We start from the raw sequence: 23,512 nt of genomic DNA, 5'->3' as shown, positions 1-23,512 counted from the left end.
TGCCGATGAAGCTGGCGTTTGCGGGTCTTGGGGTGATGGGCTTTCCGATGGCGGGGCACCTCGCTGCGGCCGGCCACGAGGTAAGCGTCTTTAACCGTAGTCCCGAAAAGGCCTGCCGCTGGGCGGCGACGCACAAGGGGCGGGCCTGCGAGTCGGCGCGCATGGCCGCGCAGGACGCCGAGATCCTCTTCCTCTGCGTCGGCAATGACGACGACGTCCGCGCGGTGGCGGCCGAGGCTTTGCCCGCGCTGGCGGTTGATGGCCTCATCGTCGACCACACGACCACCTCGGCCCGGCTCGCCCGGGAGATGGCCGCGCTCTGCGCCGCGGAGGGGCGGGCCTTCATCGACGCCCCGGTCTCCGGCGGACAGGCGGGCGCCGAGGCCGGACAGCTGACGGTCATGTGCGGCGGGGACAAGGACGCCTTCGAGCGCGCCCGGCCGGTGATCGACCACTTCGCCAAGGCGGTTCGCCTGATGGGGCCTCCGGGCGCCGGGCAGCTGACCAAGATGGTCAACCAGATCTGCATCGCCGGTCTCGTCCAGGGGCTCTCCGAAGGTCTCCACTTCGCCCGCCGCGCCGGCCTTGATCCGGCGGAGGTCTACGAGGCGATCTCCAAGGGCGCGGCCCAGTCCTGGCAGATGGACAACCGCTGGAAGACCATGGCCGAAGACCGCTTCGACTTCGGCTTCGCCGTGGACTGGATGCGCAAGGACCTCGGCCTCGTCCTCGACGAAGCCGCGGCGAATGGGGCGCGGCTGGATGTGACGCGTCTCGTGGACGGCTTCTACGCCGAGCTCCAGGCCATGGGCGGCGGACGATGGGACACGTCGAGCCTGGTGAAGCGCCTGGAGGGCCGCGCGGAGTGATCCTTCAGACCGAACGCCTCGCGCTGCGGGAGGCCGGCCCGGACGACGCGGCCTTCATTCTTGAGCTGCTGAACGCCCCCGGCTTCCTGACGGGCATTGGCGACCGTGGCGTGCGAACCCTCGATCAGGCGCGCAGCTACATCGAAGAGCGCATGGTCGAGAGCTATCGCCTGCAGGGCTTCGGCATGTGGATCGTGACGCCCCGGACCGGCGAGGCACCGATCGGCCTGGCCGGCCTGGTCAAACGCGACGTCATCCCGCACGTGGACGTGGGCTACGCCTTCCTGGAGAGCGCCTGGGGCAAGGGGTACGCCCGGGAGGCCGCGGCCGCCGTCCTGGAGCTGGCGCGCGGCCGCCTGGGGATCGATCCCGTGGCGGCGATCGTCAATCCGGACAACCTGGCCTCGCGCCGGTTGCTCGAAAAGCTCGGCCTTCGGCTGGTGGACGTGCGCCAGCTGCCCGGCTGGGATCAGCCCAGCGCCTACTACCTCACCGCCTGAGCAGGGGCGCGGCCGACATCAGGCGCGCAGCCTGGGCAGGATTTCGAATTCCAGCAGCGGCGCCAGCGGCACGGCGTAGGGCGGCTGCGGCGGCAGCCAGAGCATCTCGGCGATCTCGGCGGCGATCTGGGGCTCGCCCGCGGCTTGCGCCTGGAAGATGACGCCCAGGACCCGGCGACCGGGCTCGTTGGCGGCGGGGGCTTCAAACCGGCCGAGGGGGCGCGCCGACGCCGGATCCAGGACGAGGCCGAGCTCTTCCTGCAGTTCTCGGGCGAGCGTGATCAGATCCGCCTCGCCCGGCTCGCGCTTGCCGCCGGGCAGCATGAAGCGCGCCGCGCCCGCCTTGCGCACGGTCAGGACACGGCCCGCGCCGTCGCGCAGGACGGCGGCGACGATTTCGATGGCCGGTCCGCTCACGCGCCGAGCAGACGGGCGGCCTGAGGCGCGAAATAGGTGATGATCCCGGCGGCCCCGGCGCGCTTGAAGGCGCCCAGGCTTTCCAGCACGGCGCGCTCCTCGTCGAGCCAGCCGTTCGCCGTCGCGGCCTTGATCATCGCGTACTCGCCCGACACCTGGAAGGCGAAGGTCGGCAGGGCGAAGGTCTCGGCGACCCGCTGGACGATGTCGAGATAGGGCAGGCCCGGCTTGACCATCACCATGTCGGCGCCCTCGGCGATGTCCAGCGCCACCTCGCGCAGGGCCTCGTCCGTGTTGGCCGGGTCCATCTGGTAGGTCTTCTTGTCGGCGGGATTGTCGACCGGGCCCGAGCCGAGCTTCCCCGAGCCGATCGCGTCCCGATACGGACCGTAGAAGGCCGAAGCGTATTTGGCCGCATAGGACATGATCATCGCGTCCTGCAGGCCCTCGGCCTCCAGCGCCCGACGCAGGACGCCGACGCGTCCGTCCATCATGTCCGAGGGCGCGAGGATGTCGCAGCCGGCCTTCGCCTGCGCCAGGGCCTGCTCCACCAGTCGCTCGATGGTGGCGTCGTTGAGGATCTTTCCGCCCTCGATGACGCCGTCGTGGCCGTGATCGGTGAAGGGGTCGAGCGCGACGTCGCACATGATCCCGACCTCGGGCGCGGCGTCCTTCATCGCCTTGACCGCCCGGCAGATCAGGCCGTCCGGATCGGCCGCCAGGGAGCCCTGGGCGTCCTTCTTCGCGCCGTCGATATTGGGGAAGATGGCGATCGCCGGAATGCCCAGGCGACGGGCTTCCACCGCCGCCTGGGCGGCGCCGGAAACCGACAGTCGGGCCACGCCCGGCATGGACGGCACCTGGACCTCGCCCTCGCCCTCATGGACGACCATGGACCAGATCAGGTCCGACGGCGTAAGGACGGTTTCGCGGACGAGGTTGCGGATCCAGGGCGCCTGGCGCAGGCGGCGCAGGCGCAGGGCGGGGTAGGCGGCGAGAGGAGGGAGGCTCATGGCTCCCGGCTCTTACCGATCCCCTGATCCGAGGCAAGCTTGATCGCCCCGAGGATCGAGGCGGCGATGAGCCACAGGCCCGAAAGGAAGGTCAGCAGTATGGCGCTCACCACCAGGGCCAGGAGCGTCGCGTCTATGGCCACCTGTCCGATCACCACCTCCATGCCGTCGAACCCATCCCAGCCCAGCGTGCTGGCGAGGTCGTAGAGGGAGACGAGGATGTGGATCACCGCCGCCAGACCGGCGAACCCGGCGATGAGGGCCAGGACGAAAGCGACCCAGAAGGCGCGGATCTGAAAGGTGAAATGGCTGCGGTCGGGCTCGGGCGCCGAATCGCGCTGGGTATAGGCGATGACGGCGGCGACCAGGGCTGGCACGCCGGCGAAGAAGAACGCCGCGAAGAGCAGCGCATAGTTCAGAAGGGCCAGGTTGCGCGATGTCTCGCGCGCGCGGGCGGCGGATCCTTCGACGGTCATGCTGCACTCCCCCTGTCATTGACAGGGTGCGCCGCCCGAGCGAGTTCCTCAAGCCCAGGGAGGCTTTAGCCGATGAATTTCGAGCTGTCTGAAGACCAGAGGGTGCTCCAGGCCGCCGCCGAGGCGTTCGCCGCGGCGGAACTGGCGCCGAACTCGGCGCGCTGGGACGCCGAGCGCCACTTCCCGGTCGACACCCTCAGAAAGGCGGCCGAGCTCGGATTCGCCGCCATCTATCTTTCCGAAGACGTTGGCGGCGCTGGGCTTTCGCGCCTGGACGCATCCTTGATCTTCGAAGCGCTGTCCTACGGAGACGTGGCCAGCACGGCCTATCTCACCATCCACAACATGGCCTCGTGGATGATCGACCGGTTCGGCGCCCCCGAACTCCGGCGGGCCTATCTGCCGCGGCTGACGCGGATGGAGCTGATCGCCTCGTACTGCCTCACCGAGCCGGGCTCGGGTTCGGACGCCGCGGCGCTGCGGACGACGGCGATCCGGGATGGCGACCATTACGTGCTGAGCGGATCGAAAGCCTTCATCTCCGGGGGCGGGGTGTCCGACATCTATGTGGTCATGGCGCGCACCGGCGAGGCCGGCGCCAAGGGCGTGTCCGCCTTTGTGGTGGAGAAGGGCTGGCCGGGGCTCTCCTTCGGCGCCCAGGAGCGCAAGATGGGCTGGAACGCCCAGCCCACGGCCCAGGTGAACCTCGACGCCGTGCGCGTGCCCGCGGCGAATCGCATCGGCGAGGAGGGGGAGGGCTTCCGCTTCGCCATGATGGGGCTGGACGGCGGCCGGCTGAACATCGCCTCCTGCTCGTTGGGCGGCGCCGCGCTCGCCCTCGACACCGCCCGGAGCTATCTGGAGACGCGCCACCAGTTCGGGCGGCCGCTGCGGGACTTCCAGGCCCTGCAGTTCAAGCTGGCCGACATGGCGACGGACCTCGAGGCGGCCCGCCTGATGGTCCGGCGAGCCGCCGCCGCGCTCGACGCCGGTCGCCCGGACGCCACCCGGCTCTGCGCCATGGCCAAGCGCTTCGCGACCGACGCCGGCTTCCACATCGCCAACGAGGCGCTGCAGCTCCACGGGGGCTATGGCTATCTCGCCGACTATCCGTTGGAGCGGATCGTGCGCGACCTGCGCGTCCACCAGATCCTGGAAGGGACGAACGAGATCATGCGCGTCATCATCGCCCGGGAGCTCTTCAAATGACGCAGACGCAGGACATCCTCGCCCGGAAGGAGGGCGCGGTCGGCCGCGTCACGCTGAACCGGCCCAAGGCGCTCCACGCCCTGACCACCGACATGTGCCGGGCCATGACCGACGCCCTGCTGGCCTGGCGCGAGGATCCCGATGTCGCCCTCGTCATGCTCGACCACGCCGGCGAACGGGGTTTCTGCGCCGGCGGCGACATCCGCATGCTGGCGGAGAGCGGGGCCGGCGATGGTTTCGCGGCGCGCGAGTTCTTCTTCACCGAGTACCGGCTGAACCACCTGCTCTTCGAGTACCCGAAGCCTGTGATGGCGTTCATGGACGGGGTGACGATGGGCGGAGGCGTCGGCCTGTCGCTCCCGGCCCTCTATCGCGTGGCGACGGAGCGCACGACCTTCGCCATGCCCGAGACCGGCATCGGCCTCTTCCCGGACGTCGGCGGCGGCTGGCACCTGCCGCGCCTGCCCGGCCGGTCGGGGCTGTGGCTCGCCCTGACCGGCGCGCGCATCAAGGCCGCCGACTGCGAGATGCTCGGAATCGCGACCGACTATGTGGAGTCCTCGCAGCTCGATGCGCTGAAGGCGGCGGTGATCGCCGACCCGGCGGCCGTCGAGACCCACCTCACAACATTCGAGGCCGATCCCGGACGGCCGCCCCTGGCCGCCCATCGCGACGAGATGGACCGCCTGTTCGACAAGGAGAGCGTCGAGGCCATCTTCGAAGCCCTGGAGCGCGACGGCGGGGCCTGGGCGCAGGAGCAGCTCGGCGTGCTCAAGTCCAAGTCGCCCCAGACGCTGAAGGTCGCCTTCCGGCAGCTCGCGCTTGGCGCAGAGGCCGCGAGCTTCGCGGAGAACATGGAACTGGAGTACCGCATCGGCGCGCGCGTCGTGGCCCGTCACGACTTCCAGGAGGGGGTGCGGGCCGTGATCGTCGACAAGGACAACGCGCCGCGCTGGGACCCGCCGACGCTCCAGGCGGTGAGCGAGGCCATGCTCGACGAGATCTTCGCGCCCCTGCCTTCCGCCCAGGCCTGGCGACCGCTACCCTGAGGGGAGGGCGGCGCACGACCGCCCATCAGGGAGGACGTCATGGTCCACAAGTTCCTCGCCGCGGCCGGCCTGGCCGCGATGATCGCAGCCGCGTCGCCCGCCTGGGCGCAGATGCCGCCCGCCGTCGACGCGGCGGTGAACGACGCCGCCCGACCGGAGGCCGACAAGGCGCGCGACGCCGACCGCAAGCCCGCCGAGATGCTCGCCTTCGCCCACGTCGAGCCGGGCGACGTGGTGCTGGAGATGCTGCCGGGCGGCGGCTACTTCACCCGCATCCTCGCCCGGGCGGTGGGGCCGCAGGGCAAGGTCTACGCCGCCCAGCCGCCGGCCGCCGATCCGGCCAAGCCGCCGCCGATCGTCGCGGTGGCCGAGCAGTACGACAATGTCACCGTCATTCCCGCCCGCGTCGGCGCGCTGGCGGTGGCTGAGCCGGTGGATGTGATCTGGACGGCGCAGAACTATCACGACTTCCACCTCGCCCGGCTCAACCTCGACGTGGCGGCGGTGAACCGGAACCTGTTCGAGACCCTGAAGCCGGGCGGGACCCTGCTGGTCATCGACCATGCGGCCGCGGCCGGCGCGCCGCTGGAGGCCGCCGACAGCCTGCACCGCATCGACCCCGCCAAGGCCCGCGCCGAAATCGAGGCCGCCGGCTTCGAGTTCGTGGCCGAAAGCGACGCCCTGCGGAATCCGGAAGACACCCGCACGGTCGGCGTGTTCGATCCGGCGATCCGCGGCAAGACCGACCAGTTCGTGTTTAAGTTCCGCAAGCCCGAGTAAGCCTATGTCGAGCATCGCCTTTGTCGGCCTCGGCAATATGGGGGGCGGCATGGCCGCGGTCCTGGCCGGGGCGGGGCGCGAGGTCTTCGCTTTCGACCTCGACGCCACGGCTCTCGACCGGGCCTGCGACGCCGGCTGCCTGAGGTCGCGTTCGGCGGCCGAGGCGGCGGGCCGGGCCGATGTCGTCATCACCATGCTGCCCGCCGGTCAGCACGTCCGGGCCGTCTATGAGGAGGCGGTGCTGCCGAATGCGAAGGCCGGCGCCCTGCTGATCGACTGTTCGACGATCGATGTGGAGAGCGCCCGCGCCGTGGCGGAAAAGGCGCGCCAGGCCGGATTCCGCGCCGCCGACGCGCCGGTGTCCGGCGGAGTCGCTGCGGCGAAGGCGGGGAGCCTGGCCTTCATGGTCGGATGTCCGGAGCCTGAATTCCCCGAGATCGAGGCCGTGCTGCAGCCGATGGCCAAGGCCGTCTTCCGGGCGGGCGAGGCGGGGGCCGGGCAGGCGGCGAAGATCTGCAACAACCTGCTGCTCGGCGTGTCGATGATCGGCGTCTGCGAGGCCCTGGCCCTGGCGGAACGGCTGGGCCTCGAGCCGGAGCGCTTCTTCGAGATCGCGTCGAACGCCTCGGGCCAGTGCTGGTCCCTGACCAGCTATTGTCCCTGGCCGGGGCCCGTCGCGGCCGCGCCTTCGAACCGCGGCTACGAGGGCGGCTTCGCCACGGCCATGATGCTGAAGGACCTGAAACTCGCCCAGACCGCCGCCGCCGCCGCCGGCGCCAGCACGCCGCTCGCCGCCCAGGCCGAGGCGCTCTATGCCCTGTTCGACCGCCTTGGCTATGGCGAAAAGGACTTTTCGGCCCTAATTCAGCTCTTGCGGGGTCGGCTCGAGGAACTGGGCTGACGTTCGCGAAGAACGTGTGGCCGTTGACGCACATCAAGCCGGCGCGACATGGCGCCGTGTAGACATGCTCCGAACCCGGTGCGAAAAGCCGGGCGGAATCTAGGAGGGACCGGCTGCGGCGGGAGATCGTCGAACCTGCGGCCGGCGTTCGTATCGATGGATTACAGGACCGTTTTCCAGTCCGCGCTCGAGCGGGTTCATGCCGAGGGACGCTACCGGGTCTTCGCCGACCTGAAGCGCCATCGCGGGGACTTTCCCCGGGCGACCTGGACGCGGCCGGACGGCTCGCGTCAGGACATCACGGTCTGGTGCTCCAACGACTATCTCGGCCAGGGGCAGAACCCGGTCGTTCTCGACGCCATGCACAAGGCTCTCGACGAGGCCGGCGCCGGCTCGGGCGGGACGCGCAACATCTCCGGCACGACCACCTATCACGTCGAACTCGAGCACGAACTCGCCGATCTGCACGGCAAGGAAGCCGCGCTGCTCTTCACTTCCGGCTATGTCTCGAACGAGGCGTCGCTGTCGACGCTCTATAAGATCCTGCCGGGCCTGATCATCTTCTCCGACGAGCTCAACCACAATTCGATGATCTCCGGCATCCGCGCCGGAGCGCGCGAGCAGCGCCGGGTCTTCCGCCACAACGATCTTGAGCATCTCGAGGAGTTGCTGGCCGCGGCGCCGGCCGACGCGCCCAAGCTGATCGCCTTCGAAAGCGTCTATTCCATGGACGGCGACATCGCCGACATGAAGGGCACGGTGGCGCTGGCCAAGAAGTACGGCGCCATGACCTATCTCGACGAGGTCCACGCGGTCGGCATGTACGGTCCCCGCGGCGCCGGCGTCGCCGAGCGCGACGGGGTGATGGATCGGATCGACATCGTCGAAGGCACCCTGGGCAAGGCGTTCGGCGTGATGGGCGGCTATATCGCCGCCGACGCCGTCATCGTCGATGCGATCCGCTCCTATGCCGACGGCTTCATCTTCACCACCTCGATCCCGCCGGCCCTGGCCGCCGGCGCGGTGGCCTCGATCCGCTACCTGAAGGAACACAACGAGGTGCGTGAGGCCCATCAGGCGCGCGCCCAGGCCCTCAAGGACCGCCTGGTCAAGGCCGGCCTGCCGGTCATGCCCTCGGTGAGCCACATCGTGCCCGTGCTGGTCGGAGATCCGGTCCACTGCAAGATGATCTCGGACATCCTGCTCAGCGACTACGGCGTCTACGTCCAGCCGATCAACTATCCCACCGTGCCGCGGGGCACCGAGCGGCTGCGCTTCACGCCGTCGCCCGCCCACACGGACGAGATGATGGACCACCTCGCCCGGGCGCTCGAACAGCTCTGGGTCCACTGCAACGTCAAGCGGGTGGGCGGCTACGCCGCCTGACCGGCCCCGTTCGAGGCGGCGCTACTTGCGCCGCCGCACCCCCCGGCCCAGCCCGATCTGCTTGGCGAAGTCCGAGCGCCGCGCCGCATAGGCCGGCGCCACCATCGGATAGTCGGGCGGCAGGCCCCAGCGCCGGCGGTACTCGTCGGGGCTCATGTCGTAGCGCGAGCGCAGGTAGCGCTTCAGCATCTTCAGGCGTTTCCCGTCCTCCAGACAGACGATGTAGTCGTCCTGCACCGAACGGCTGATGGGTACGGCCGGCTTGGGACGTTCCTCGGGGACGGGCTGCTGGGGACGGTTCAGTCCGGTCATCGCGCTGAAGACGGACCGGATCAGGTCCGGGACCGCATCGGTCGAGACGGCGTTGCGGCTCACATAGGCCGCCACGATGTCCGCGCTCAAACGCGCAAGATTCTCGCCCGACCGTTCATCGGGTTCGCCTTCGATACTCATTTCGCACTCCCCTCCACGACGCATGCGCCGCCGACCGCCGAAGCTGGCCGGACGGGTCATTCGGCCGGGAACGCGTCTGAAACAGCTTTGTTCCGCCGCGGCGTCGTCGGCAGTTGGATCGTCGGGAGCATTGGGAGTAAAAGGCGCCTCCGCCCCCTGACTCTGCCGAGAGGTCCGCCCTTGAGCGCTCAAGCCGACACCCTTTCCGCCGCCGACACCTTCTTCGCCCGCGGCGTCGCCGAGACGGATCCCGATCTCGCCAAGGTCCTGGACCGCGAACTGAAGCGCCAGCAGGACCAGATCGAGCTGATCGCCTCGGAGAACATCGTCTCGCGGGCCGTGCTCGAGGCGCAAGGCTCGGTGCTGACCAACAAGTACGCCGAAGGCTATCCCGGAAAGCGCTACTACGGCGGCTGCGAAGAGGTCGACGTGGCCGAGGAGCTGGCCATCGATCGGGCCAAGCGGCTGTTCGGCGCCGAGTTCGCCAATGTCCAGCCGCACTCGGGCAGCCAGGCCAATCAGGCGGTCTTCATGGCGACCATGAAGCCGGGCGACGTGTTCATGGGCATGGATCTGGCCGCCGGCGGGCACCTGACCCACGGCAAGGACGTCAACCAGTCCGGCAAGTGGTTCCGTCCCGTGGCCTACACCGTCCGTCAGCAGGATCAGCTGATCGACTATGACGAAGCCGCCGAGATCGCCGAGCGCGAGAAGCCGAAGGTCATCATCGCCGGGGGCTCGGCCTACAGCCGCGAGATCGACTTCAAGCGGTTCCGCGAGATCGCCGACAGCGTCGGCGCCATCCTCATGGTGGACATGGCCCACTATGCCGGCCTGATCGCCGGCGGCGCCTATCCCAATCCCGTGCCGCACGCCCATGTGGTGACGTCCACGACGCACAAGACCCTGCGGGGGCCGCGCGGCGGGCTGATCCTCACCAACGACAAGAAGCTGGCCAAGAAGATCGACTCCGCCGTCTTCCCGGGCCTGCAGGGCGGCCCGCTGATGCATGTGGTCGCGGCCAAGGCCGTGGCTTTCGGCGAGGCGCTGAAGCCGGAATTCAAGCTCTATGCGCGCCAGGTCGTGGAGAACGCCCGCGCAATGGCCGAGGCCCTGGCGGCCGGCGGCCTGCGCATCGTCTCCGGCGGCACCGACAGCCATCTGATGCTGGTGGACCTGACGCCCAAGGGCGTGACCGGCGCCGACGCCGAAGTCGCGCTGGAGCGGGCCCACATCACGACCAACAAGAACGGCATCCCCTTCGACCCGCTGCCCTTCACCCAGACCTCGGGCCTGCGCCTGGGCTCGCCGGCCGGCACGACGCGGGGCTTCGGCCCCGGCGAGTTCCGCCGCATCGGCCAGATGATCGCCGAGGTGGTCGACGCCCTGGCCAAGGGCGGCGACTCTTCGGCGGTGGAGGCCAAGGTCCGCGACGAGGTCCTGGCCTTGACCCGCCGCTTCCCGATCTACAACTAGGCCCCGATAGTGGTGCGGCCAGGGAGGGGCTGACCGGATGCGTTGCCCGTTCTGTGGCCACACCGAAACCCAGGTGAAGGACAGCCGCCCGTCGGAAGACGGCGCGGCTATCCGCCGTCGTCGCCTCTGCCCGGTCTGCGGCGGGCGCTTCACCACCTTCGAACGGGTCCAGCTGCGGGAGCTGACCGTGATCAAGCGGTCGGGCCGGCGCACGCCCTTCGACCGCGACAAGCTGCTGCGCTCCATCGACATCGCCATCCGCAAGCGCCCGATCGATCCCGATCAGGTCGACCGCATGGTCAATGGCATCACCCGTCAGCTGGAGAGCATGGGCGAGACCGACATCCCGTCCGAGGTGGTCGGCGAGCTTGTCATGAAGGGCCTGAAGTCCCTGGATGACGTCGCCTATGTCCGTTACGCCTCGGTCTATCGCGATTTCCGCGAAACCAAGGACTTCGCCGACTTCCTGGGCCGCGAGGGCTTCGGAGACCCGGGCGAGGACGAGCGCTGAGGCGCTGATGATCACGCTGAAGCTGGCGACCTCGCTCGACGGCCGCATCGCGACCGCCGGCGGCGAAAGCCGCTGGATCACCGGCGAAGCGGCGCGCCATCAGGTCCACCGGCTGCGCGGCGCCCACGACGCCGTTCTCATCGGCGCCGAGACGGCGCTGGCGGACGATCCGGAGCTGACGGTGAGGCTCCCCGGATATGAGGGGCCGCAGCCGGCGCGGGTGATTCTGGACAGCCGTCAGCGCCTGCCGCTCGACAGCCGGCTGGCGCGCGGGGCGGCGGAGGTCCGAACCATCGTCGTCTCCACCGGACCGGCCCGCCCGGACCTGGCCGCCGCCGGCGTGCAGGTGGTCGAGGTTCCGGACCTGGGCGAAGGCCGCCCGGACCTCACCCAGGTGGTCGCCGCGCTGCGCAAACGGGGCCTCGCGCGCATCTTCGTCGAGGGCGGCGGGCAGGTGGCGGCGAGCTTCCTGCGCTGCGGCCTGGTCGACAGGCTGGAATGGTTCCGGGCGCCGATGGTGATCGGCGGGGAGGGGCGGCCGGCCATCGGCGCCCTGGCCGTTACGGCCCTGGCGGACGCGCCGCGCCTGCGCCGCCGCGAGGTCCGCGAACTCGGCGAAGACCTATGGGAGCGCTACGAGAGGATCTGATGTTCACAGGAATCGTCACAGATGTCGGCCGCGTGCGCGCGGTCGCCGACACCGACCGCGACAAGCGTTTCGAGATCGAGACCCGGTTCGACCTGTCGACCGTCGAGATCGGCGCCTCCATCGCCCACGCCGGCTGCTGCCTGACCGTGGTCGAGAAAGGGGAGGGCTGGTTTGCGGTGGAGGTGTCGGGCGAAACCCTCAGCCGCACGACGCTCGGCGACTGGACCCCGGGATATCCGGTCAATCTCGAACGCTCCGCCCGCGTCGGCGACGAGCTGGGCGGCCACATCGTCTCGGGCCATGTGGACGGGGTGGGCGAGGTGGTCTCGGTCGCGGCCGAAGGTGGGTCGCACCGCGTGCGGATCCGGGTTCCGCGTCCCCTGCACCGCTACATCGCCGAGAAGGGCTCCATCGCCGTGGAGGGCGTTTCCCTGACGGTGAACGAGGTCGAGGATGACGTCTTCGGCGTCAACCTCATTCCCCACACCTGGGATGTGACCACCCTGGGACGGCTGCAGCCGGGCTCGCGGGTCAATCTGGAGATCGACATGCTGGCGCGCTATCTCGCGCGTTGGCGCGAAACCGCCTAAAGGCTGTCGGTTCGGGCCGCCGTCCGCGGCCCCTGGAACAAGTGATGCAAGACGAACAGCTTCGCGTCCTCGTGGTCGAGGCGCGCTACTACAACGATCTGGCCGATGAACTGCTGGGCGCGGCCACCGACGTGCTGGGCGCGCACGACGTGGCCTATGACGTGGTCACCGTCCCCGGCGCCCTGGAAGTGCCCGCGGCCATCGCCATGGCCGAGGCCGCCGCCGATGACGGCGGGGTCAGCTATGACGGCTATGTCGCGCTCGGCTGCGTGATCCGCGGCGAGACCTATCACTTCGAGATCGTCTCGAACGAGTCGGCGCGCGGCCTGATGGAGCTGGCCACCGGCCAGAAACTCTGCATCGGCAACGGCATCCTGACCGTCGAGGACGAGGGGCAGGCCTGGGCCCGCGCCCGGGCGAGCGAGGGCGACAAGGGCGGCGGCGCGGCGCGCGCCTGCCTCGCCATGATCGCTCTGAAGGCGCAGCTGGCGGGAGAAGGGGAATGAGCGCGGAGACCCCGAAGCCGCCTCGACCCACCCGGCAGGCCCGCTCCACGGCGCGCCTCGCCGTGGTTCAGGCCCTCTATCAGATGGAGGTCTCCGGCGTCGGCGTGGAGGCGGTCATCCGCGAATTCTCCGACCATCGCTTCGACCGGGACGTGGAAGGCTTCCAGCTCAGCGGCGCCGACGAGGTCTTCTTCGGAGAGCTGCTTCGCGGCGTGGTGTCCCGCCAGGCCGAGATCGACCGGATGATCGTCCGGCGACTGGCCCAGGGCTGGCGTCTGGAGCGGCTGGACGCCACCGTTCGGGCCATACTTCGCGCCGGCGTCTACGAACTGGCCGAACGGTCCGACGTGCCGACCGAAGTGGCCATCGACGAGTATGTGGAGCTCGCCAAGTCCTTCTTCGAGGGGCCGGAGCCGGGGTTCGTCAACGGCGCGCTCGACGGCGTGGCGCAGGATGTCCGGGGCTGAGAAGCCGCAGGAGCGACTCGACGAGTTCGCCCAGATCGCGCGGCTCTACCGGCCGCTGACGCGCGGGGCGCCGGAGGCCCTGAACCTGCTGGACGACGCGGCGGTCATACCCCAGCGCCCGGGCTTCGACCTCGTCGTCACCAAGGACGCCATGGTGGAGGGCGTCCACTTCCCCGAAGGCGAGGCCGCCGATCTCGTGGCGCGAAAGCTGCTTCGGGTGAACCTGTCCGATCTCGCAGCCATGGGCGCCGAGGCGTACGGCTACTTCCTCGCCACGGCCTGGCCGGAGGCCGCCGGGCCCGCCGAGCGGGCCGCCTTCGCCGAGGGCCTGAGGATCGACGGAGAGGCCTTCGACCTCCGCCTCCTGGGAGGCGACACGGTGTCGACGCGCGGCCCGCGGGTGTTCAGCCTGACCCTGCTCGGCTGGACCCCGGCTGGCCGGGCCGTTCTGCGCTCGGGCGCCCGGCCGGGCGACCTGGTGATGGTGAGCGGGCCGATCGGCGACGGCTGGCTCGGCCTGCAGGCCGTGCTGGGCGAGGTCGCCGATCCCCACGGCGATCTGAAGCGCGCCTACCGCCTGCCCGACCCCCGGCTGGACCTCGTCGAGGCGCTGCGCGAGGCGGCGAGCGCCGCGGCGGACGTGTCGGACGGGCTGATCGCCGACGCCGGGCACATCGCCGCCGCGAGCGGCGTGGCCCTTCGCCTCGATCTGGAGAGGACGCCCCTGTCGGAGGCCGGACGGAGCTGGCTCGCCGCCCAGCCCGACCGCGACCGCGGGCTCGTCCAGCTGGCGACCGGCGGCGACGACTACGAACTGGTCCTGACGGCCGCGCCGGATCGGGCCGCCCGGCTGGGCCTGCCGGTCATCGGCGTCGTGGAGGCCGGCGCCGGCGTGCATGCCCAGGTGGAGGGCCGCCCCGTGGAGACGGGACAGGGGGGCTGGCGCCATCCCTGAGCGTAAGGGTCCGGAAACCCTGTTCGGCCAAGATGGCCCCATGCGCCGCAGACTGCTCATCACCGCCCTCGCCATGCTCCTGGCCGCCGGACCGGCCCAAGCCGCAGGCGCTCCGAAGAAGGCCGAGGACAAGGCCGCCTCCGCACATGTGGACATCGCGCCGGTAGCCCTGCCGGTCGTGGTGAAGGGACAGATCGTCAACTACATCTTCGTCGGCGTGCGCCTGAACCTGTCGCCCATGGCCAACGTCCAGAAGCTGCGTGAGCAGGAGCCCTTCTTCCGTGACGCCCTGGTCCGGGCCGCTCACCGGCAACCGTTCACCAAGGCCGACGACTACCTCGTCATCGACGAGGCGCGGCTTAAGGCCGTGATGCTGAAGGAGGGCGTCCGCATCGGCGGCAAAGACGTGCAGTCGGTGGCGGTCCTGAGCCAGACGCCCAAGCGTCGCACCGGCGTCCCCAAGCCGCCCACCAGCTGAGACTTGCCCGGGGCGAGGAGTCCCCGGCCGCACAACCCGTTGCGCGGCCTCGGTAAGCTTGGCACAGTCTGCCCGCTACAGAAGAAGAAGGGGCGTCGCATCGACGGCGTCCCACCAGAGGAAACGTTTGCGGCCAGGCGGTCACGCTGGTCCCACGGGGGCGCGGCAAGGCTTGGTTCGCGCCATTGAACAAGGGGCGCCCAGATTATGAGTCTCGAGCTTACGCTGGTGATTGTCGCCGGCCTGCTGGCGGTGCTTTACGGCATCGTCCAGTCCGCGTCGTTGATGCGGGCCTCGCCCGGCAATGCGCGCATGCAGGAGATCGCCGCGGCGATCCAGGAAGGCGCCCAGGCCTATCTGCGCCGCCAGTACACCACCATCGCCATCGTCGGGGTGGTGATCCTGATCGTGGTGGCCGTCCTGATCGGACCGCTGGCCGCCATCGGCTTCGCCATCGGGGCGATCCTGTCCGGCGCGGCCGGCTTCGCGGGCATGCTGATCTCCGTGCGGGCCAACGTGCGCACGGCCGAGGCCGCCTCCCAGGGCCTGGCCAAGGGGCTGTCGCTCGCCTTCCGCTCCGGCGCCGTGACCGGGATGCTGGTCGCCGGCTTCGCCCTGCTGGGCGTGTCGGTCTACTTCTTCGTGCTCACGGGCCCGATGGGCTTCGAGCTGACCAGCCGCGAGGTGGTCGATTCTCTGGTCGCCCTTGGCTTCGGCGCCTCCCTGATCTCCATCTTCGCGCGCCTGGGCGGGGGCATCTTCACCAAGGGCGCCGACGTCGGCGGCGACATGGTGGGCAAGGTCGAGGCCGGCATCCCGGAGGATGACCCGCGCAACGCCGCCACCATCGCCGACAATGTGGGCGACAATGTCGGCGACTGCGCCGGCATGGCCGCCGACCTCTTCGAGACCTATGCGGTGACGACCGTCGCCACCATGGTGCTGGCGGCCATCTTCTTCCGGGGAAGCCCGGCGGTGGAGGCCATGATGATGCTGCCGCTGGCCATCTGCGGCGTCTGCATCATCACCTCCATCATCGGCACCTTCTTCGTCCGCCTGGGCAAGTCGCAGAACATCATGGGGGCCCTCTATCAGGGCCTTATCGTCACGGGCCTGCTGTCGATCGGCGCCATCTGGTGGGTGACCGACACGCTCGTTCCAGGCGCCGTGACGGTCGGTGAGCGCACCTTCGACGGCATGTCGCTCTTCTACTGCGGCGTCGCCGGCCTCGTGGTCACGGCGGCGATCGTGGTGATCACCGAGTACTACACCGGCACGGGCTTCCGTCCCGTGAAGTCGGTCGCCAAGTCGAGCGTCTCGGGCCACGGCACCAACGTCATCCAGGGCCTGGCTGTCAGCCTGGAGTCCACCGCCCTGCCGGCGCTGGTCATCGTCGCCGGCATCATCGTCACCTATGGCCTGGCGGGCCTGTTCGGCATCGCCATCGCCACGACCGCCATGCTGTCCCTGGCGGGCTTCATCGTCGCCCTCGACGCCTTCGGTCCCGTCACCGACAACGCTGGCGGCATCGCCGAGATGGCCGGCCTGCCGGCCGAGGTCCGCGTCTCCACCGATGCGCTGGACGCCGTCGGCAACACCACCAAGGCGGTGACCAAGGGCTACGCCATCGGCTCGGCGGGGCTCGGCGCACTCGTCCTCTTCGCCGCCTACACCGAAGACCTGCGCTACTTCACGGCCACGGCCGCGCCTGGCTCCTTCTTCGAAGGGGTGGGCGAGGTCACCTTCGACCTCTCCAATCCGTACGTCGTGGTCGGCCTGCTGTTCGGCGGCCTGCTGCCCTTCCTCTTCGGCGGCATGTCGATGACCGCCGTGGGCCGCGCGGCCGAGGCGGTCGTCGTCGAGGTGCGGCGGCAGTTCAAGGAGAACCCGGGCATCATGACCGGCGAGGTGAAGCCGGAATACGGCCGGGCCGTGGACATCCTGACCAAGGCCGCCATCCGGGAAATGATCGTGCCGAGCCTGCTGCCCGTGGTCTCGCCGATCGTCCTCTTCTTCGTGATCATGGCCATTGCGGGCAAGGCGGACGCCTTCTCCGCGCTCGGCGCAATGCTGATGGGCGTCATCGTCACCGGCCTCTTCGTCGCCATCTCGATGACCTCGGGCGGCGGCGCCTGGGACAACGCCAAGAAGCTGATCGAGGAAGGCCACTACGGCGGCAAGGGCTCCGAGGCCCACAAGGCCGCGGTGACCGGGGACACCGTCGGTGATCCCTACAAGGACACCGCGGGCCCCGCGGTGAACCCGATGATCAAGATCACCAACATCGTGGCCCTGCTGCTGCTGGCGGTCCTGGCGCACGGCGCGTTCTGACCCGAACCGTCGAGGCCGAAAACCGAAACGCCCCGGAGGGAGACCTCCGGGGCGTCTTCGTTCGTGGAGCTTGTGAAGAGCGGCCTAGCGGCGGTCGCCGGGACGGCTGCCGGGGACGGTCTCGTCGTCGCGGGGCAGCATGCCGCCACGGCCGACATTGCCCAGGAGCTGTTCGAGGATGGTCAGCTCCCGTCCGCGGGTCGGGGTCTCGCGGTCGTTGTAGGCGATGACCTTGCCGTCCTCGAGACCGTACTGATTCACCGCCTCAACCACTTCGGTCTCTTCGTTGAAGCGGATCGAGACCACCTCGCGGTTCACCACCACGGGTTTGCGGAAGGCGATCTTCTCCTTCACCTGGGCGATATAGAACCAGACGTCGTCCTCGAAGGTGGAGACGACCGAGGGCGAGCCGAGCCGCGCACGCACGGTGGACTTGGTGTCCTCGCCGACCTTCACCTCTTTCGGGCTGGCGTCGATCGCCTGGAATCCGGAATAGGTGGTGATGGGCGCGCATGCGCTGGTGGCGAGGAGTCCGGCCGCCAGGGCGGCGAAGGCGACGCTGCGAAACATGTGGGAACCGGACCTGTTCAGCTTTGGAGACTTTGACCTATCGCCCGCGGGGCCTTAGTTCAATGCCCGCCCTAGCCGCAGCGCGCGGCGAAATCGAGGCCGATATGATCCTGGAGCGCCTGTTTCGTCCAAGGCCCGCCCGTGAAGCCGGCCGCAGGCTCTATGCCGACGTCGTCCGCCAGGCCCGTCGGCCGGAGTTCTACGAGGCCTTCGGCGTGCCGGACACGGTGGAGGGGCGGTTCGAGCTCTACTCCCTGCACGTCGTGCTGCTGCTCGAGCGCCTGAAGGGGCAGGGGCCGGTGGCCGCGGAGGTCGCCCAGTCCCTGTTCGACACCTATGTGAAAGCCCTGGACGACGCCCTGCGCGAGATGGGCGTCGGGGATCTCTCCGTGGGCAAGAAGATGCGTAAGCTCGGCGAAGCCTTCTACGGGCGCGTGAAGTCCTATGAGGGCGCGCTCGCCCGGCTTCCCGATGAGACGGAGCTGACGGCGGTGATTGGTCGCACCGTCTATGCCGACGCCGCCGATCCGCCGTCGCCGGCGATGGTGGCCTACGTCCTGCGGCAGAGGGAGGCGCTGAGCGCCCAGAGTCCCGATCAGCTGGCGGCCGGAACCGTCGCCTGGGCCGCGCCATGACCGCCGACCTGGGGTGGAGCCATGAGGTGCGCCTCGTCGACCTGAGCGGCGGGCCGCTGAACCTCGACCTGGAGGCGGACGACGCCGTCCGCGCCGCGATCGCACGTCGCCTGGACCTGAAGGAGCTGAAATCCCTGCGGGCGAAGGTCCGGCTGCGGCCGTGGCTGGACGGCGCGGAGATGTCCGGACGGTTCGAGGCGGTCGTCGAGCAGGTCTCGGGCGTCTCCCTGGAGGTTTTCGACCAGGACGTGTCCGGCGATATCGAGGTCCGGCTGGTCCCGGCGGGCAGCCCCCATGCGCCCGACCCCGAGGCCGAGATCGAGCTCGATCCCGAATCACCCGATCCGCCCGACGTCCTGGAGGACGACCGCATCGACGTGGCGGCCTATGTGGTCGAGCACCTGGCCCTCGAGCTCGACCCGTTCCCGCGGAAGCCGGGCGAAACCTTCGAGTACGCTCAGCCATCGGATGACGACTCGCCCTTCGCCGTGCTTAAGCGGTTGAAGGACGAGAAGGGCTGACGCGCCGGGGGCGCGCCGCAGTAGGGGCAAGAACTACGTCGTGAGCCAAAGCCTGACCCTCTCCATCGACGCCATGGGCGGCGATCACGGACTGCAGATCACCGTGCCGGCCCTCGCCCTGGCCGCGCGAAAGCTGGGGCCGGACGCGCGATTCATCGTGCACGGAGACGAGGCGCAGATCACCGCCGCGCTTGCGGGGCAGTCCCGGAGCCTCGCCGGCCAGGTGGAGATCCGCCACACTGACAAGGTGATCGCCAGCGAAGAGAAGCCGGCCACCGCGCTTCGCCGGGGCAAGGGCTCCAGCATGTGGAACGCCGTCGAGGCGGTGAAGACCGGCGAAGCCCAGGCCGCCGTCTCGGCCGGCAACACCGGCGCGCTGATGGCGGTCTCCAAGCTCCTGCTGCGCATGAGCGCCGACCTGGAGCGGCCCTGCCTGACGGCCAGTTGGCCGACGGTGAAGGGCTTCACCACCGTCCTCGATGTGGGCGCCAACGTCGACTGTGACGCCGAACGGCTGGTCGAATTCGCCATTCTGGGCGAGGCCTTCCATCGTGCGGCCCATGGCGTCGAGCGGCCGACGATCGGGCTGCTCAATGTCGGGTCGGAGGACATCAAGGGCCACGAGGAGGTCCGCGAGGCCCACCGCATGCTGCGCGAAGGCGGCTTCGACCTCGACTATCACGGCTTCGTCGAGGGCGACGACCTGACCAAGGGCGTGGTCGACGTGGTGGTCACCGACGGCTTCACCGGCAATGTGGCGCTGAAGACCGCCGAGGGCGTGGCCAAGTTCATCGCCGCCGAACTGCGCGCGGCCCTGACGTCGTCGACCACCTCCAGGCTCGGCGCGCTCATGGCGCGGAAGGCCTTGATATCGTTTCGCGAACGCCTCAACCCGCCGGCGGCCGCGCCGCTGCTGGGCTTGAACGGCGTGGTGGTCAAAAGCCACGGCGGCGCCGAAACGGCTGATTTCGCCGCCGCCATCATTGTGGCCGCCGACCTGGCCAAGAACGATTTCGCCGCGGAGATCGCCCGCAGCATGACAAGGCTGGGCTTCGGCGCCGGGCAGCCGTCCGCCAGCGCCCTCGAAGGAGGCGAGTGAGTTGAGTTCTGTCCTTCGCAGCGCCGTCACCGGCGTCGGCGGCTATCTGCCCGACGAGGTGGTGACCAACGACGATCTCGCCAAGGTGGTCGACACCAGCGACGAGTGGATCCGCGAGCGTACGGGCATTCGTGTCCGCCGCCGCGCCGCGCCCGACCAGGCGGTGTCGGACCTCGCCGTGGAGGCTGCGCGCCAGGCGCTGGCCGCCGCCGGCCGGACGCCCGAGGAGGTGGACCTGATCGTGGTCGCCACCACGACGCCCGACCTGACCTTTCCGGCGGCGGCGACCATCGTCCAGCGCAAGCTGGGCTGTCCGGTCGGCGTGGCCTTCGACGTCCAGGCGGTCTGCTCGGGCTTCGTCTATGCGCTGTCGGTGGCCGACGGCTTCGTCGCGCGCGGGCGGGCGAAGTGCGCGCTGGTGATCGGCGCGGAGACCATGACCCGCCTGATGGACTGGACCGACCGCGGCACCTGCGTGCTGTTCGGGGACGGCGCCGGGGCCGTGGTGCTCGAGCCGGTCGAAGGGCAGGGGACGACGGCCGACCGCGGCCTGCTGGGCTTCGCCCTGCGCGCCGACGGGACCAAGCAGGACCTGCTCTATGTGGATGGCGGCCCCTCGACCAACGGCGAGGTGGGCAAGCTGCGGATGCAGGGCAACCAGGTCTTCCGCCATGCCGTCGTGAACATCTCCGAGGCGGTGACCGCAGCGGCGGCCGACGCCGGAATCAGCGTCGCCGAGGTTGACTGGTTCGTGCCCCACCAGGCGAACATGCGAATCCTCGAAGGCGTCGCCCGTCGGCTGGGCATCGACGAGGCCAAGGTGATCACCACGGTGGCCGACCACGCCAACACGTCGGCGGCCTCGATTCCGCTGGCGCTCGCGACCGGCGTCGCCGACGGGCGGGTCAAGCGCGGGGATCTCCTGCTGCTGGAGGCGATGGGCGGGGGCCTCACCTGGGGCGCCTGCGTGCTGCGCTTCTGAACTGCCACTCAATTTCGGCTCCGAACCCTTTGACCTTGCCCGACAATCGCGGCATGAGGGGACATCGTGTTTGTCCGGGGCAGGGGTGCGCATGAAGGGCTCGACTTTGACGCGGGCTGATCTTTGCGAAGCGGTTCACGAAGAGGTCGGGCTGTCGCGCCAGGATTGCGCGGCCCTGGTCGAACGTACGCTCGAGCTGATGATCCAGGCCCTGGAGGCCGGCGAACAGGTGAAGCTGTCGGGTTTCGGCGTCTTCCAGGTCCGCGCCAAGCGGGCGCGCATGGGACGTAACCCGAAGACCGGCGAACCGGCGGCCATCGATCCGCGGCGTGTGATCGGATTCCGCGCATCCCAGGTCATGAAGGCGAGGGTGGACAAGGCGCTCTCGCGCGAGGACTAGGCCATGGCCAAGGGCCCCGAGGCCTTCCGGACGATTTCGGAAGCGGCCGAGGAGCTGGACGTGCCGCAGCACGTGCTGCGGTTCTGGGAGACCAAGTTCTCCTTCATCCGACCCATGAAGCGGGCCGGCGGCCGGCGCTTCTACAGGCCCCAGGACATCGCCGTCCTGCAGGGCGTGCGGCGGCTGCTGCACGAGGAAGGCTACACCATCAAGGGCGTGCAGAGGCTCCACAAGGAGCATGGGCTTCGCCGCCTGCTCGAGCCGGGCGAAGCGGCCGTGGAGACCTGGCCGGAGGACGAAGCCGGCGGCCTGGAGCCCGCCGCCCGGGACCGTCTGGCGGAGATCCTGGCCGAGCTCGAGTCCGCCAAGCAGCGCATCGACGAGGTGCTGCGCGAGGTCGCCGAAAAGCCCTGACTTTGCGGGTTGCCCGACCGCAGGCGCCCGCCTATAAGACGCGGCCTCGCCGGAGGCGACGGAGCGTAGCGCAGCCTGGTAGCGCACTTGACTGGGGGTCAAGGGGTCGTGGGTTCGAATCCCGCCGCTCCGACCATCCGCAAAGGATGGTCACGAAGATCGGCCGCGGGGTTCAGCGGCCCCGGTTCATCCAGCTGATCAGCGGCAGGATCGGCACGCCCCAGGCGAGGCCGGCGACGACATAGAAGATCCACTCGATGGCGCGGTTGTCCGGCAGGCGCTCGGCGATCGCCACCACCGCCACGGCGTAGAAGACGACGAAGGCCAGGATCGCGAACAATCCGATCAGCTTGCGAACCCTGGCCGTCATGCCATCCCCTTTCGGCGCCGTCCTAGCCCGCCGGCTATAGGCGTAGGGAGGCGGCCTGTCACCGGCGGCGAATGAGGCCGAGCAGGGCCAGCAGCAGGATGGCGCCGAGCGTCGAGACGATCAGGCTGGCGATGAAGCCGCTGAAGGGAAAGTCGATGAGGCCCGCGATGAAGCCGCCGATCAGCGCGCCGATGAGGCCCACGATAAGGTTGGTGAACAGCCCATGGTCGCGCTTCATCACCTTCTCGGCGATCCAGCCCGCCAGGATGCCGATGATGATCGCGCTCAGAATTCCGACGCCGCTCATGCCCTCACTCCTCCATCTGGCGGCCGGCATCGGCCGCGCCCGGGTCAATGCGGCCAAGCTTCCAAGGTTCCGTGACGGACGCAACCGCTGGCCCATGGACGCAGGGCCCGGCGTGCTTTAGCCCATGGCCAAACTTAAGCCGAAAAGAGGCGCGATCCCGCCGCAATGACCTCGTTCCTTCGTTCGGACCGGTCGACGCCGGTCGCCGTCTGGCTGTCCATCGTCGCCGCGCTCGTTCTGGCCATGGTCGTGGTCGGGGGCGCGACGCGCCTGACCGACTCCGGCCTCTCGATCACCGAGTGGAAGCCGGTCACGGGCGCCATCCCGCCGTTGTCGGACGCCGACTGGCGCAGCGAGTTCGCCAAGTACCAGCAGATCCCGCAGTACCAGCTGATGAACCGCGGCATGAGCCTGGCGGAGTTCAAGACCATCTACTGGTGGGAATGGGCGCACCGCTTCCTCGGCCGTCTCGTCGGGCTCGTCTATGCGCTGCCCTTCGCCTATTTCCTCATCCGCCGGGAGATCCCCAAGCGGCTGGTCCTGCGCTGCTTCGGCCTGCTGGCGCTCGGCGGGCTTCAGGGCGCGATCGGCTGGTGGATGGTGTCCAGCGGCCTTTCCGAGCGGGTCTCGGTGGCGCCCGAACGGCTGATGGTCCATCTGGGCCTGGCCTTCGGGCTTTTCGGGGCCCTGGTCTGGACGGCGCTCGACGCCTGGCGGGGCGAGGCGCGCCAGCCTCTGCCGAGCCCCTGGCGAGCCCTGTCGCTCGGCCTGCTGGGCCTCGTCTTCCTGCAGATCCTGCTGGGCGCGCTGGTGGCCGGCAACGACGCCGGCTTCGTCTACAACGACTGGCCGCTGATGAACGGCACCCTGTTCCCGCGCAGCTATCTGGGGGAGGGGCTCTGGGGGACGATCGCCCACAGCCAGGGGGCCGTGCAGCTGCATCACCGGCTGGCGGGCTATGTCCTGCTGGTGGTGGCGATCTGGCTGGCGGTCAGCGCGCGACGCACCAACTACGTCCCGCCGCCGGCCAAGCGGCTGATGACGGCCACGGCCCACGCCGTGGTGCTGCAGGCCGTCCTCGGCGTCGCCACCCTGATGCTCGCCGTGCCGCTGTGGCTCGGCATCCTGCACCAGCTGTTCGCCGCCGTGGTGCTGGGCCTGGCGACCGCCTTCGCCTGGCGCATTCGCCGCGTCTGAC

30 protein-coding genes and 1 tRNA gene are annotated in these 23,512 nt (G+C 69.6%); 24 read left to right on the top strand and 7 right to left on the bottom strand.

Annotation, left to right across the window (positions count from 1 at the left end; translation table 11 throughout):
• Nucleotides 1-5 precede the first annotated feature (5 nt).
• Nucleotides 6-869: an NAD(P)-dependent oxidoreductase gene (locus tag H2041_RS04000; RefSeq protein ID WP_293409717.1), complete on the top strand. Its 864-nt coding sequence runs from the start codon at nt 6-8 to the stop codon at nt 867-869.
• Nucleotides 866-1,369 carry a GNAT family N-acetyltransferase gene (locus H2041_RS03995; protein WP_293409715.1) on the top strand — a complete coding sequence of 168 codons (504 nt, stop codon included), beginning with the start codon at nt 866-868 and terminating at the stop codon, nt 1,367-1,369. Before H2041_RS04000 ends, H2041_RS03995 begins: the two co-directional genes overlap by 4 nt.
• An 18-nt stretch (nt 1,370-1,387) precedes the next feature.
• On the opposite strand, the gene H2041_RS03990 is transcribed toward H2041_RS03995, so the two are convergent.
• From H2041_RS03990 to H2041_RS03980, 3 genes are read right to left on the bottom strand one after another with little or no spacing between them, the layout of a single operon-like run.
• Nucleotides 1,388-1,786, bottom strand: a complete 399-nt coding sequence (locus H2041_RS03990; protein ID WP_293409712.1) for an NUDIX domain-containing protein — start codon at nt 1,784-1,786, stop codon at nt 1,388-1,390.
• Complete coding sequence (gene hemB / locus H2041_RS03985; protein WP_293409710.1) at nt 1,783-2,799, bottom strand: porphobilinogen synthase; 1,017 nt, start codon at nt 2,797-2,799, stop codon at nt 1,783-1,785. Before hemB ends, H2041_RS03990 begins: the two co-directional genes overlap by 4 nt.
• Nucleotides 2,796-3,275: a hypothetical protein gene (locus H2041_RS03980; protein WP_293409707.1), complete on the bottom strand. Its 480-nt coding sequence runs from the start codon at nt 3,273-3,275 to the stop codon at nt 2,796-2,798. Before H2041_RS03980 ends, hemB begins: the two co-directional genes overlap by 4 nt.
• A gap of 72 nt (nt 3,276-3,347) precedes the next feature.
• Between H2041_RS03980 and H2041_RS03975 the strand changes: the two genes are divergently transcribed.
• From H2041_RS03975 to hemA, 5 genes are all read left to right on the top strand, one after another.
• Nucleotides 3,348-4,484: an acyl-CoA dehydrogenase family protein gene (locus H2041_RS03975; protein ID WP_293409705.1), complete on the top strand. Its 1,137-nt coding sequence runs from the start codon at nt 3,348-3,350 to the stop codon at nt 4,482-4,484.
• Nucleotides 4,481-5,533, top strand: coding sequence for an enoyl-CoA hydratase/isomerase family protein (locus H2041_RS03970; RefSeq protein ID WP_293409703.1), 1,053 nt, complete (start codon nt 4,481-4,483; stop codon nt 5,531-5,533). The genes H2041_RS03975 and H2041_RS03970 overlap by 4 nt, the downstream gene beginning before the upstream one ends.
• A gap of 39 nt (nt 5,534-5,572) precedes the next feature.
• Nucleotides 5,573-6,313: a methyltransferase gene (locus tag H2041_RS03965; RefSeq protein WP_293409701.1), complete on the top strand. Its 741-nt coding sequence runs from the start codon at nt 5,573-5,575 to the stop codon at nt 6,311-6,313.
• 4 nt (nt 6,314-6,317) lie between these two features.
• A complete protein-coding gene (gene mmsB / locus H2041_RS03960) occupies nt 6,318-7,214 on the top strand; it encodes a 3-hydroxyisobutyrate dehydrogenase (RefSeq protein ID WP_293409699.1) in 897 nt (298 codons plus the stop codon).
• A gap of 156 nt (nt 7,215-7,370) precedes the next feature.
• A complete protein-coding gene (gene hemA / locus H2041_RS03955; protein ID WP_293409697.1) occupies nt 7,371-8,600 on the top strand; it encodes a 5-aminolevulinate synthase in 1,230 nt (409 codons plus the stop codon).
• Nucleotides 8,601-8,621: 21 nt separating this feature from the next.
• On the opposite strand, the gene H2041_RS03950 is transcribed toward hemA, so the two are convergent.
• The gene (locus H2041_RS03950; protein WP_293409694.1) at nt 8,622-9,053 is read right to left on the bottom strand and encodes a MucR family transcriptional regulator; all 432 of its coding nucleotides are present in this window, start codon (nt 9,051-9,053) and stop codon (nt 8,622-8,624) included.
• 180 nt (nt 9,054-9,233) lie between these two features.
• Between H2041_RS03950 and glyA the strand changes: the two genes are divergently transcribed.
• The 9 genes from glyA (at nt 9,234) to H2041_RS03905 (ending at nt 17,016) form a co-directional block, all read left to right on the top strand.
• Entirely contained in the window at nt 9,234-10,529 is a 1,296-nt protein-coding gene (gene glyA, locus H2041_RS03945) for a serine hydroxymethyltransferase (RefSeq protein ID WP_293409692.1), read from the top strand.
• Nucleotides 10,530-10,566: 37 nt separating this feature from the next.
• Nucleotides 10,567-11,040 carry a transcriptional regulator NrdR gene (nrdR, locus tag H2041_RS03940; protein ID WP_293409690.1) on the top strand — a complete coding sequence of 158 codons (474 nt, stop codon included), beginning with the start codon at nt 10,567-10,569 and terminating at the stop codon, nt 11,038-11,040.
• Between the two features lie 7 nt (nt 11,041-11,047).
• Nucleotides 11,048-11,689, top strand: coding sequence for a RibD family protein (locus H2041_RS03935; protein WP_293409688.1), 642 nt, complete (start codon nt 11,048-11,050; stop codon nt 11,687-11,689).
• Nucleotides 11,689-12,279 (top strand): riboflavin synthase, encoded by a 591-nt coding sequence (locus H2041_RS03930; protein WP_293409686.1) that lies wholly within the window; start codon nt 11,689-11,691, stop codon nt 12,277-12,279. The genes H2041_RS03935 and H2041_RS03930 overlap by 1 nt, the downstream gene beginning before the upstream one ends.
• 44 nt (nt 12,280-12,323) lie before the next feature.
• Nucleotides 12,324-12,785 carry a 6,7-dimethyl-8-ribityllumazine synthase gene (ribH, locus tag H2041_RS03925; protein ID WP_293409684.1) on the top strand — a complete coding sequence of 154 codons (462 nt, stop codon included), beginning with the start codon at nt 12,324-12,326 and terminating at the stop codon, nt 12,783-12,785.
• Complete coding sequence (gene nusB / locus H2041_RS03920) at nt 12,782-13,252, top strand: transcription antitermination factor NusB (RefSeq protein WP_293409682.1); 471 nt, start codon at nt 12,782-12,784, stop codon at nt 13,250-13,252. The genes ribH and nusB overlap by 4 nt, the downstream gene beginning before the upstream one ends.
• Complete coding sequence (thiL, locus tag H2041_RS03915; RefSeq protein ID WP_293409679.1) at nt 13,239-14,207, top strand: thiamine-phosphate kinase; 969 nt, start codon at nt 13,239-13,241, stop codon at nt 14,205-14,207. Before nusB ends, thiL begins: the two co-directional genes overlap by 14 nt.
• Before the next feature lie 40 nt (nt 14,208-14,247).
• A complete protein-coding gene (locus tag H2041_RS03910; protein ID WP_293409677.1) occupies nt 14,248-14,685 on the top strand; it encodes a hypothetical protein in 438 nt (145 codons plus the stop codon).
• Nucleotides 14,686-14,892: 207 nt separating this feature from the next.
• On the top strand, nt 14,893-17,016 hold the full coding sequence (locus H2041_RS03905; protein WP_293409674.1) for a sodium-translocating pyrophosphatase: 2,124 nt from the start codon (nt 14,893-14,895) through the stop codon (nt 17,014-17,016).
• 84 nt (nt 17,017-17,100) lie between these two features.
• Here H2041_RS03905 and H2041_RS03900 read toward each other — a convergent pair whose 3' ends face one another.
• On the bottom strand, nt 17,101-17,586 hold the full coding sequence (locus H2041_RS03900) for an outer membrane protein assembly factor BamE (RefSeq protein WP_293409672.1): 486 nt from the start codon (nt 17,584-17,586) through the stop codon (nt 17,101-17,103).
• Nucleotides 17,587-17,690: 104 nt separating this feature from the next.
• On the opposite strand from H2041_RS03900, the gene H2041_RS03895 reads away from it, so the two are divergent.
• The 7 genes from H2041_RS03895 to H2041_RS03865 all read left to right on the top strand — a co-directional run bounded on the left by H2041_RS03895 (nt 17,691) and on the right by H2041_RS03865 (nt 21,773).
• Complete coding sequence (locus H2041_RS03895) at nt 17,691-18,221, top strand: ubiquinol-cytochrome C chaperone family protein (protein WP_293409670.1); 531 nt, start codon at nt 17,691-17,693, stop codon at nt 18,219-18,221.
• Nucleotides 18,218-18,742 carry a DUF177 domain-containing protein gene (locus tag H2041_RS03890; RefSeq protein ID WP_293409668.1) on the top strand — a complete coding sequence of 175 codons (525 nt, stop codon included), beginning with the start codon at nt 18,218-18,220 and terminating at the stop codon, nt 18,740-18,742. Before H2041_RS03895 ends, H2041_RS03890 begins: the two co-directional genes overlap by 4 nt.
• A 40-nt stretch (nt 18,743-18,782) precedes the next feature.
• On the top strand, nt 18,783-19,841 hold the full coding sequence (gene plsX, locus H2041_RS03885) for a phosphate acyltransferase PlsX (RefSeq protein ID WP_293409666.1): 1,059 nt from the start codon (nt 18,783-18,785) through the stop codon (nt 19,839-19,841).
• 1 nt (nt 19,842) lies between these two features.
• Nucleotides 19,843-20,823, top strand: coding sequence for a beta-ketoacyl-ACP synthase III (locus tag H2041_RS03880; protein ID WP_293409663.1), 981 nt, complete (start codon nt 19,843-19,845; stop codon nt 20,821-20,823).
• A 91-nt stretch (nt 20,824-20,914) separates the two neighbouring features.
• Nucleotides 20,915-21,223: an integration host factor subunit alpha gene (locus tag H2041_RS03875; protein WP_293409659.1), complete on the top strand. Its 309-nt coding sequence runs from the start codon at nt 20,915-20,917 to the stop codon at nt 21,221-21,223.
• 3 nt (nt 21,224-21,226) lie between these two features.
• Nucleotides 21,227-21,637, top strand: coding sequence for a MerR family transcriptional regulator (locus H2041_RS03870; RefSeq protein WP_293409657.1), 411 nt, complete (start codon nt 21,227-21,229; stop codon nt 21,635-21,637).
• A 59-nt stretch (nt 21,638-21,696) separates the two neighbouring features.
• A tRNA-Pro gene (locus H2041_RS03865) sits at nt 21,697-21,773 on the top strand.
• 36 nt (nt 21,774-21,809) lie between these two features.
• Here H2041_RS03865 and H2041_RS03860 read toward each other — a convergent pair.
• Both H2041_RS03860 and H2041_RS03855 read right to left on the bottom strand, forming a co-directional pair.
• On the bottom strand, nt 21,810-22,007 hold the full coding sequence (locus tag H2041_RS03860; RefSeq protein WP_293409655.1) for a DUF2842 domain-containing protein: 198 nt from the start codon (nt 22,005-22,007) through the stop codon (nt 21,810-21,812).
• A 58-nt stretch (nt 22,008-22,065) separates the two neighbouring features.
• Complete coding sequence (locus tag H2041_RS03855) at nt 22,066-22,314, bottom strand: GlsB/YeaQ/YmgE family stress response membrane protein (protein WP_293409653.1); 249 nt, start codon at nt 22,312-22,314, stop codon at nt 22,066-22,068.
• A 165-nt stretch (nt 22,315-22,479) separates the two neighbouring features.
• On the opposite strand from H2041_RS03855, the gene H2041_RS03850 reads away from it, so the two are divergent.
• Entirely contained in the window at nt 22,480-23,511 is a 1,032-nt protein-coding gene (locus H2041_RS03850; protein ID WP_293409651.1) for a COX15/CtaA family protein, read from the top strand.
• Nucleotide 23,512 lies beyond the last annotated feature (1 nt).

The organism is Phenylobacterium sp. (genome assembly GCF_013911965.1).
Classification (GTDB): Bacteria; Pseudomonadota; Alphaproteobacteria; order Caulobacterales; family Caulobacteraceae; genus Phenylobacterium.
This window is presented reverse-complemented; position numbering and strand designations above follow the sequence as displayed.

Coding starts and splice junctions, on each gene's coding strand:
- H2041_RS04000 (WP_293409717.1), top strand. CDS start 6: ATGAAGCTGGCGTTTGCGGGTCTTGGGGTGATGGGCTTTCCGATGGCG.
- hemB (WP_293409710.1), bottom strand. CDS start 2,799: ATGAGCCTCCCTCCTCTCGCCGCCTACCCCGCCCTGCGCCTGCGCCGC.
- H2041_RS03980 (WP_293409707.1), bottom strand. CDS start 3,275: ATGACCGTCGAAGGATCCGCCGCCCGCGCGCGCGAGACATCGCGCAAC.
- H2041_RS03975 (WP_293409705.1), top strand. CDS start 3,348: ATGAATTTCGAGCTGTCTGAAGACCAGAGGGTGCTCCAGGCCGCCGCC.
- H2041_RS03970 (WP_293409703.1), top strand. CDS start 4,481: ATGACGCAGACGCAGGACATCCTCGCCCGGAAGGAGGGCGCGGTCGGC.
- H2041_RS03965 (WP_293409701.1), top strand. CDS start 5,573: ATGGTCCACAAGTTCCTCGCCGCGGCCGGCCTGGCCGCGATGATCGCA.
- mmsB (WP_293409699.1), top strand. CDS start 6,318: ATGTCGAGCATCGCCTTTGTCGGCCTCGGCAATATGGGGGGCGGCATG.
- hemA (WP_293409697.1), top strand. CDS start 7,371: ATGGATTACAGGACCGTTTTCCAGTCCGCGCTCGAGCGGGTTCATGCC.
- H2041_RS03950 (WP_293409694.1), bottom strand. CDS start 9,053: ATGAGTATCGAAGGCGAACCCGATGAACGGTCGGGCGAGAATCTTGCG.
- nrdR (WP_293409690.1), top strand. CDS start 10,567: ATGCGTTGCCCGTTCTGTGGCCACACCGAAACCCAGGTGAAGGACAGC.
- H2041_RS03935 (WP_293409688.1), top strand. CDS start 11,048: ATGATCACGCTGAAGCTGGCGACCTCGCTCGACGGCCGCATCGCGACC.
- H2041_RS03930 (WP_293409686.1), top strand. CDS start 11,689: ATGTTCACAGGAATCGTCACAGATGTCGGCCGCGTGCGCGCGGTCGCC.
- ribH (WP_293409684.1), top strand. CDS start 12,324: ATGCAAGACGAACAGCTTCGCGTCCTCGTGGTCGAGGCGCGCTACTAC.
- nusB (WP_293409682.1), top strand. CDS start 12,782: ATGAGCGCGGAGACCCCGAAGCCGCCTCGACCCACCCGGCAGGCCCGC.
- thiL (WP_293409679.1), top strand. CDS start 13,239: ATGTCCGGGGCTGAGAAGCCGCAGGAGCGACTCGACGAGTTCGCCCAG.
- H2041_RS03910 (WP_293409677.1), top strand. CDS start 14,248: ATGCGCCGCAGACTGCTCATCACCGCCCTCGCCATGCTCCTGGCCGCC.
- H2041_RS03905 (WP_293409674.1), top strand. CDS start 14,893: ATGAGTCTCGAGCTTACGCTGGTGATTGTCGCCGGCCTGCTGGCGGTG.
- H2041_RS03900 (WP_293409672.1), bottom strand. CDS start 17,586: ATGTTTCGCAGCGTCGCCTTCGCCGCCCTGGCGGCCGGACTCCTCGCC.
- H2041_RS03895 (WP_293409670.1), top strand. CDS start 17,691: ATGATCCTGGAGCGCCTGTTTCGTCCAAGGCCCGCCCGTGAAGCCGGC.
- H2041_RS03890 (WP_293409668.1), top strand. CDS start 18,218: ATGACCGCCGACCTGGGGTGGAGCCATGAGGTGCGCCTCGTCGACCTG.
- H2041_RS03875 (WP_293409659.1), top strand. CDS start 20,915: ATGAAGGGCTCGACTTTGACGCGGGCTGATCTTTGCGAAGCGGTTCAC.
- H2041_RS03870 (WP_293409657.1), top strand. CDS start 21,227: ATGGCCAAGGGCCCCGAGGCCTTCCGGACGATTTCGGAAGCGGCCGAG.
- H2041_RS03860 (WP_293409655.1), bottom strand. CDS start 22,007: ATGACGGCCAGGGTTCGCAAGCTGATCGGATTGTTCGCGATCCTGGCC.
- H2041_RS03855 (WP_293409653.1), bottom strand. CDS start 22,314: ATGAGCGGCGTCGGAATTCTGAGCGCGATCATCATCGGCATCCTGGCG.
- H2041_RS03850 (WP_293409651.1), top strand. CDS start 22,480: ATGACCTCGTTCCTTCGTTCGGACCGGTCGACGCCGGTCGCCGTCTGG.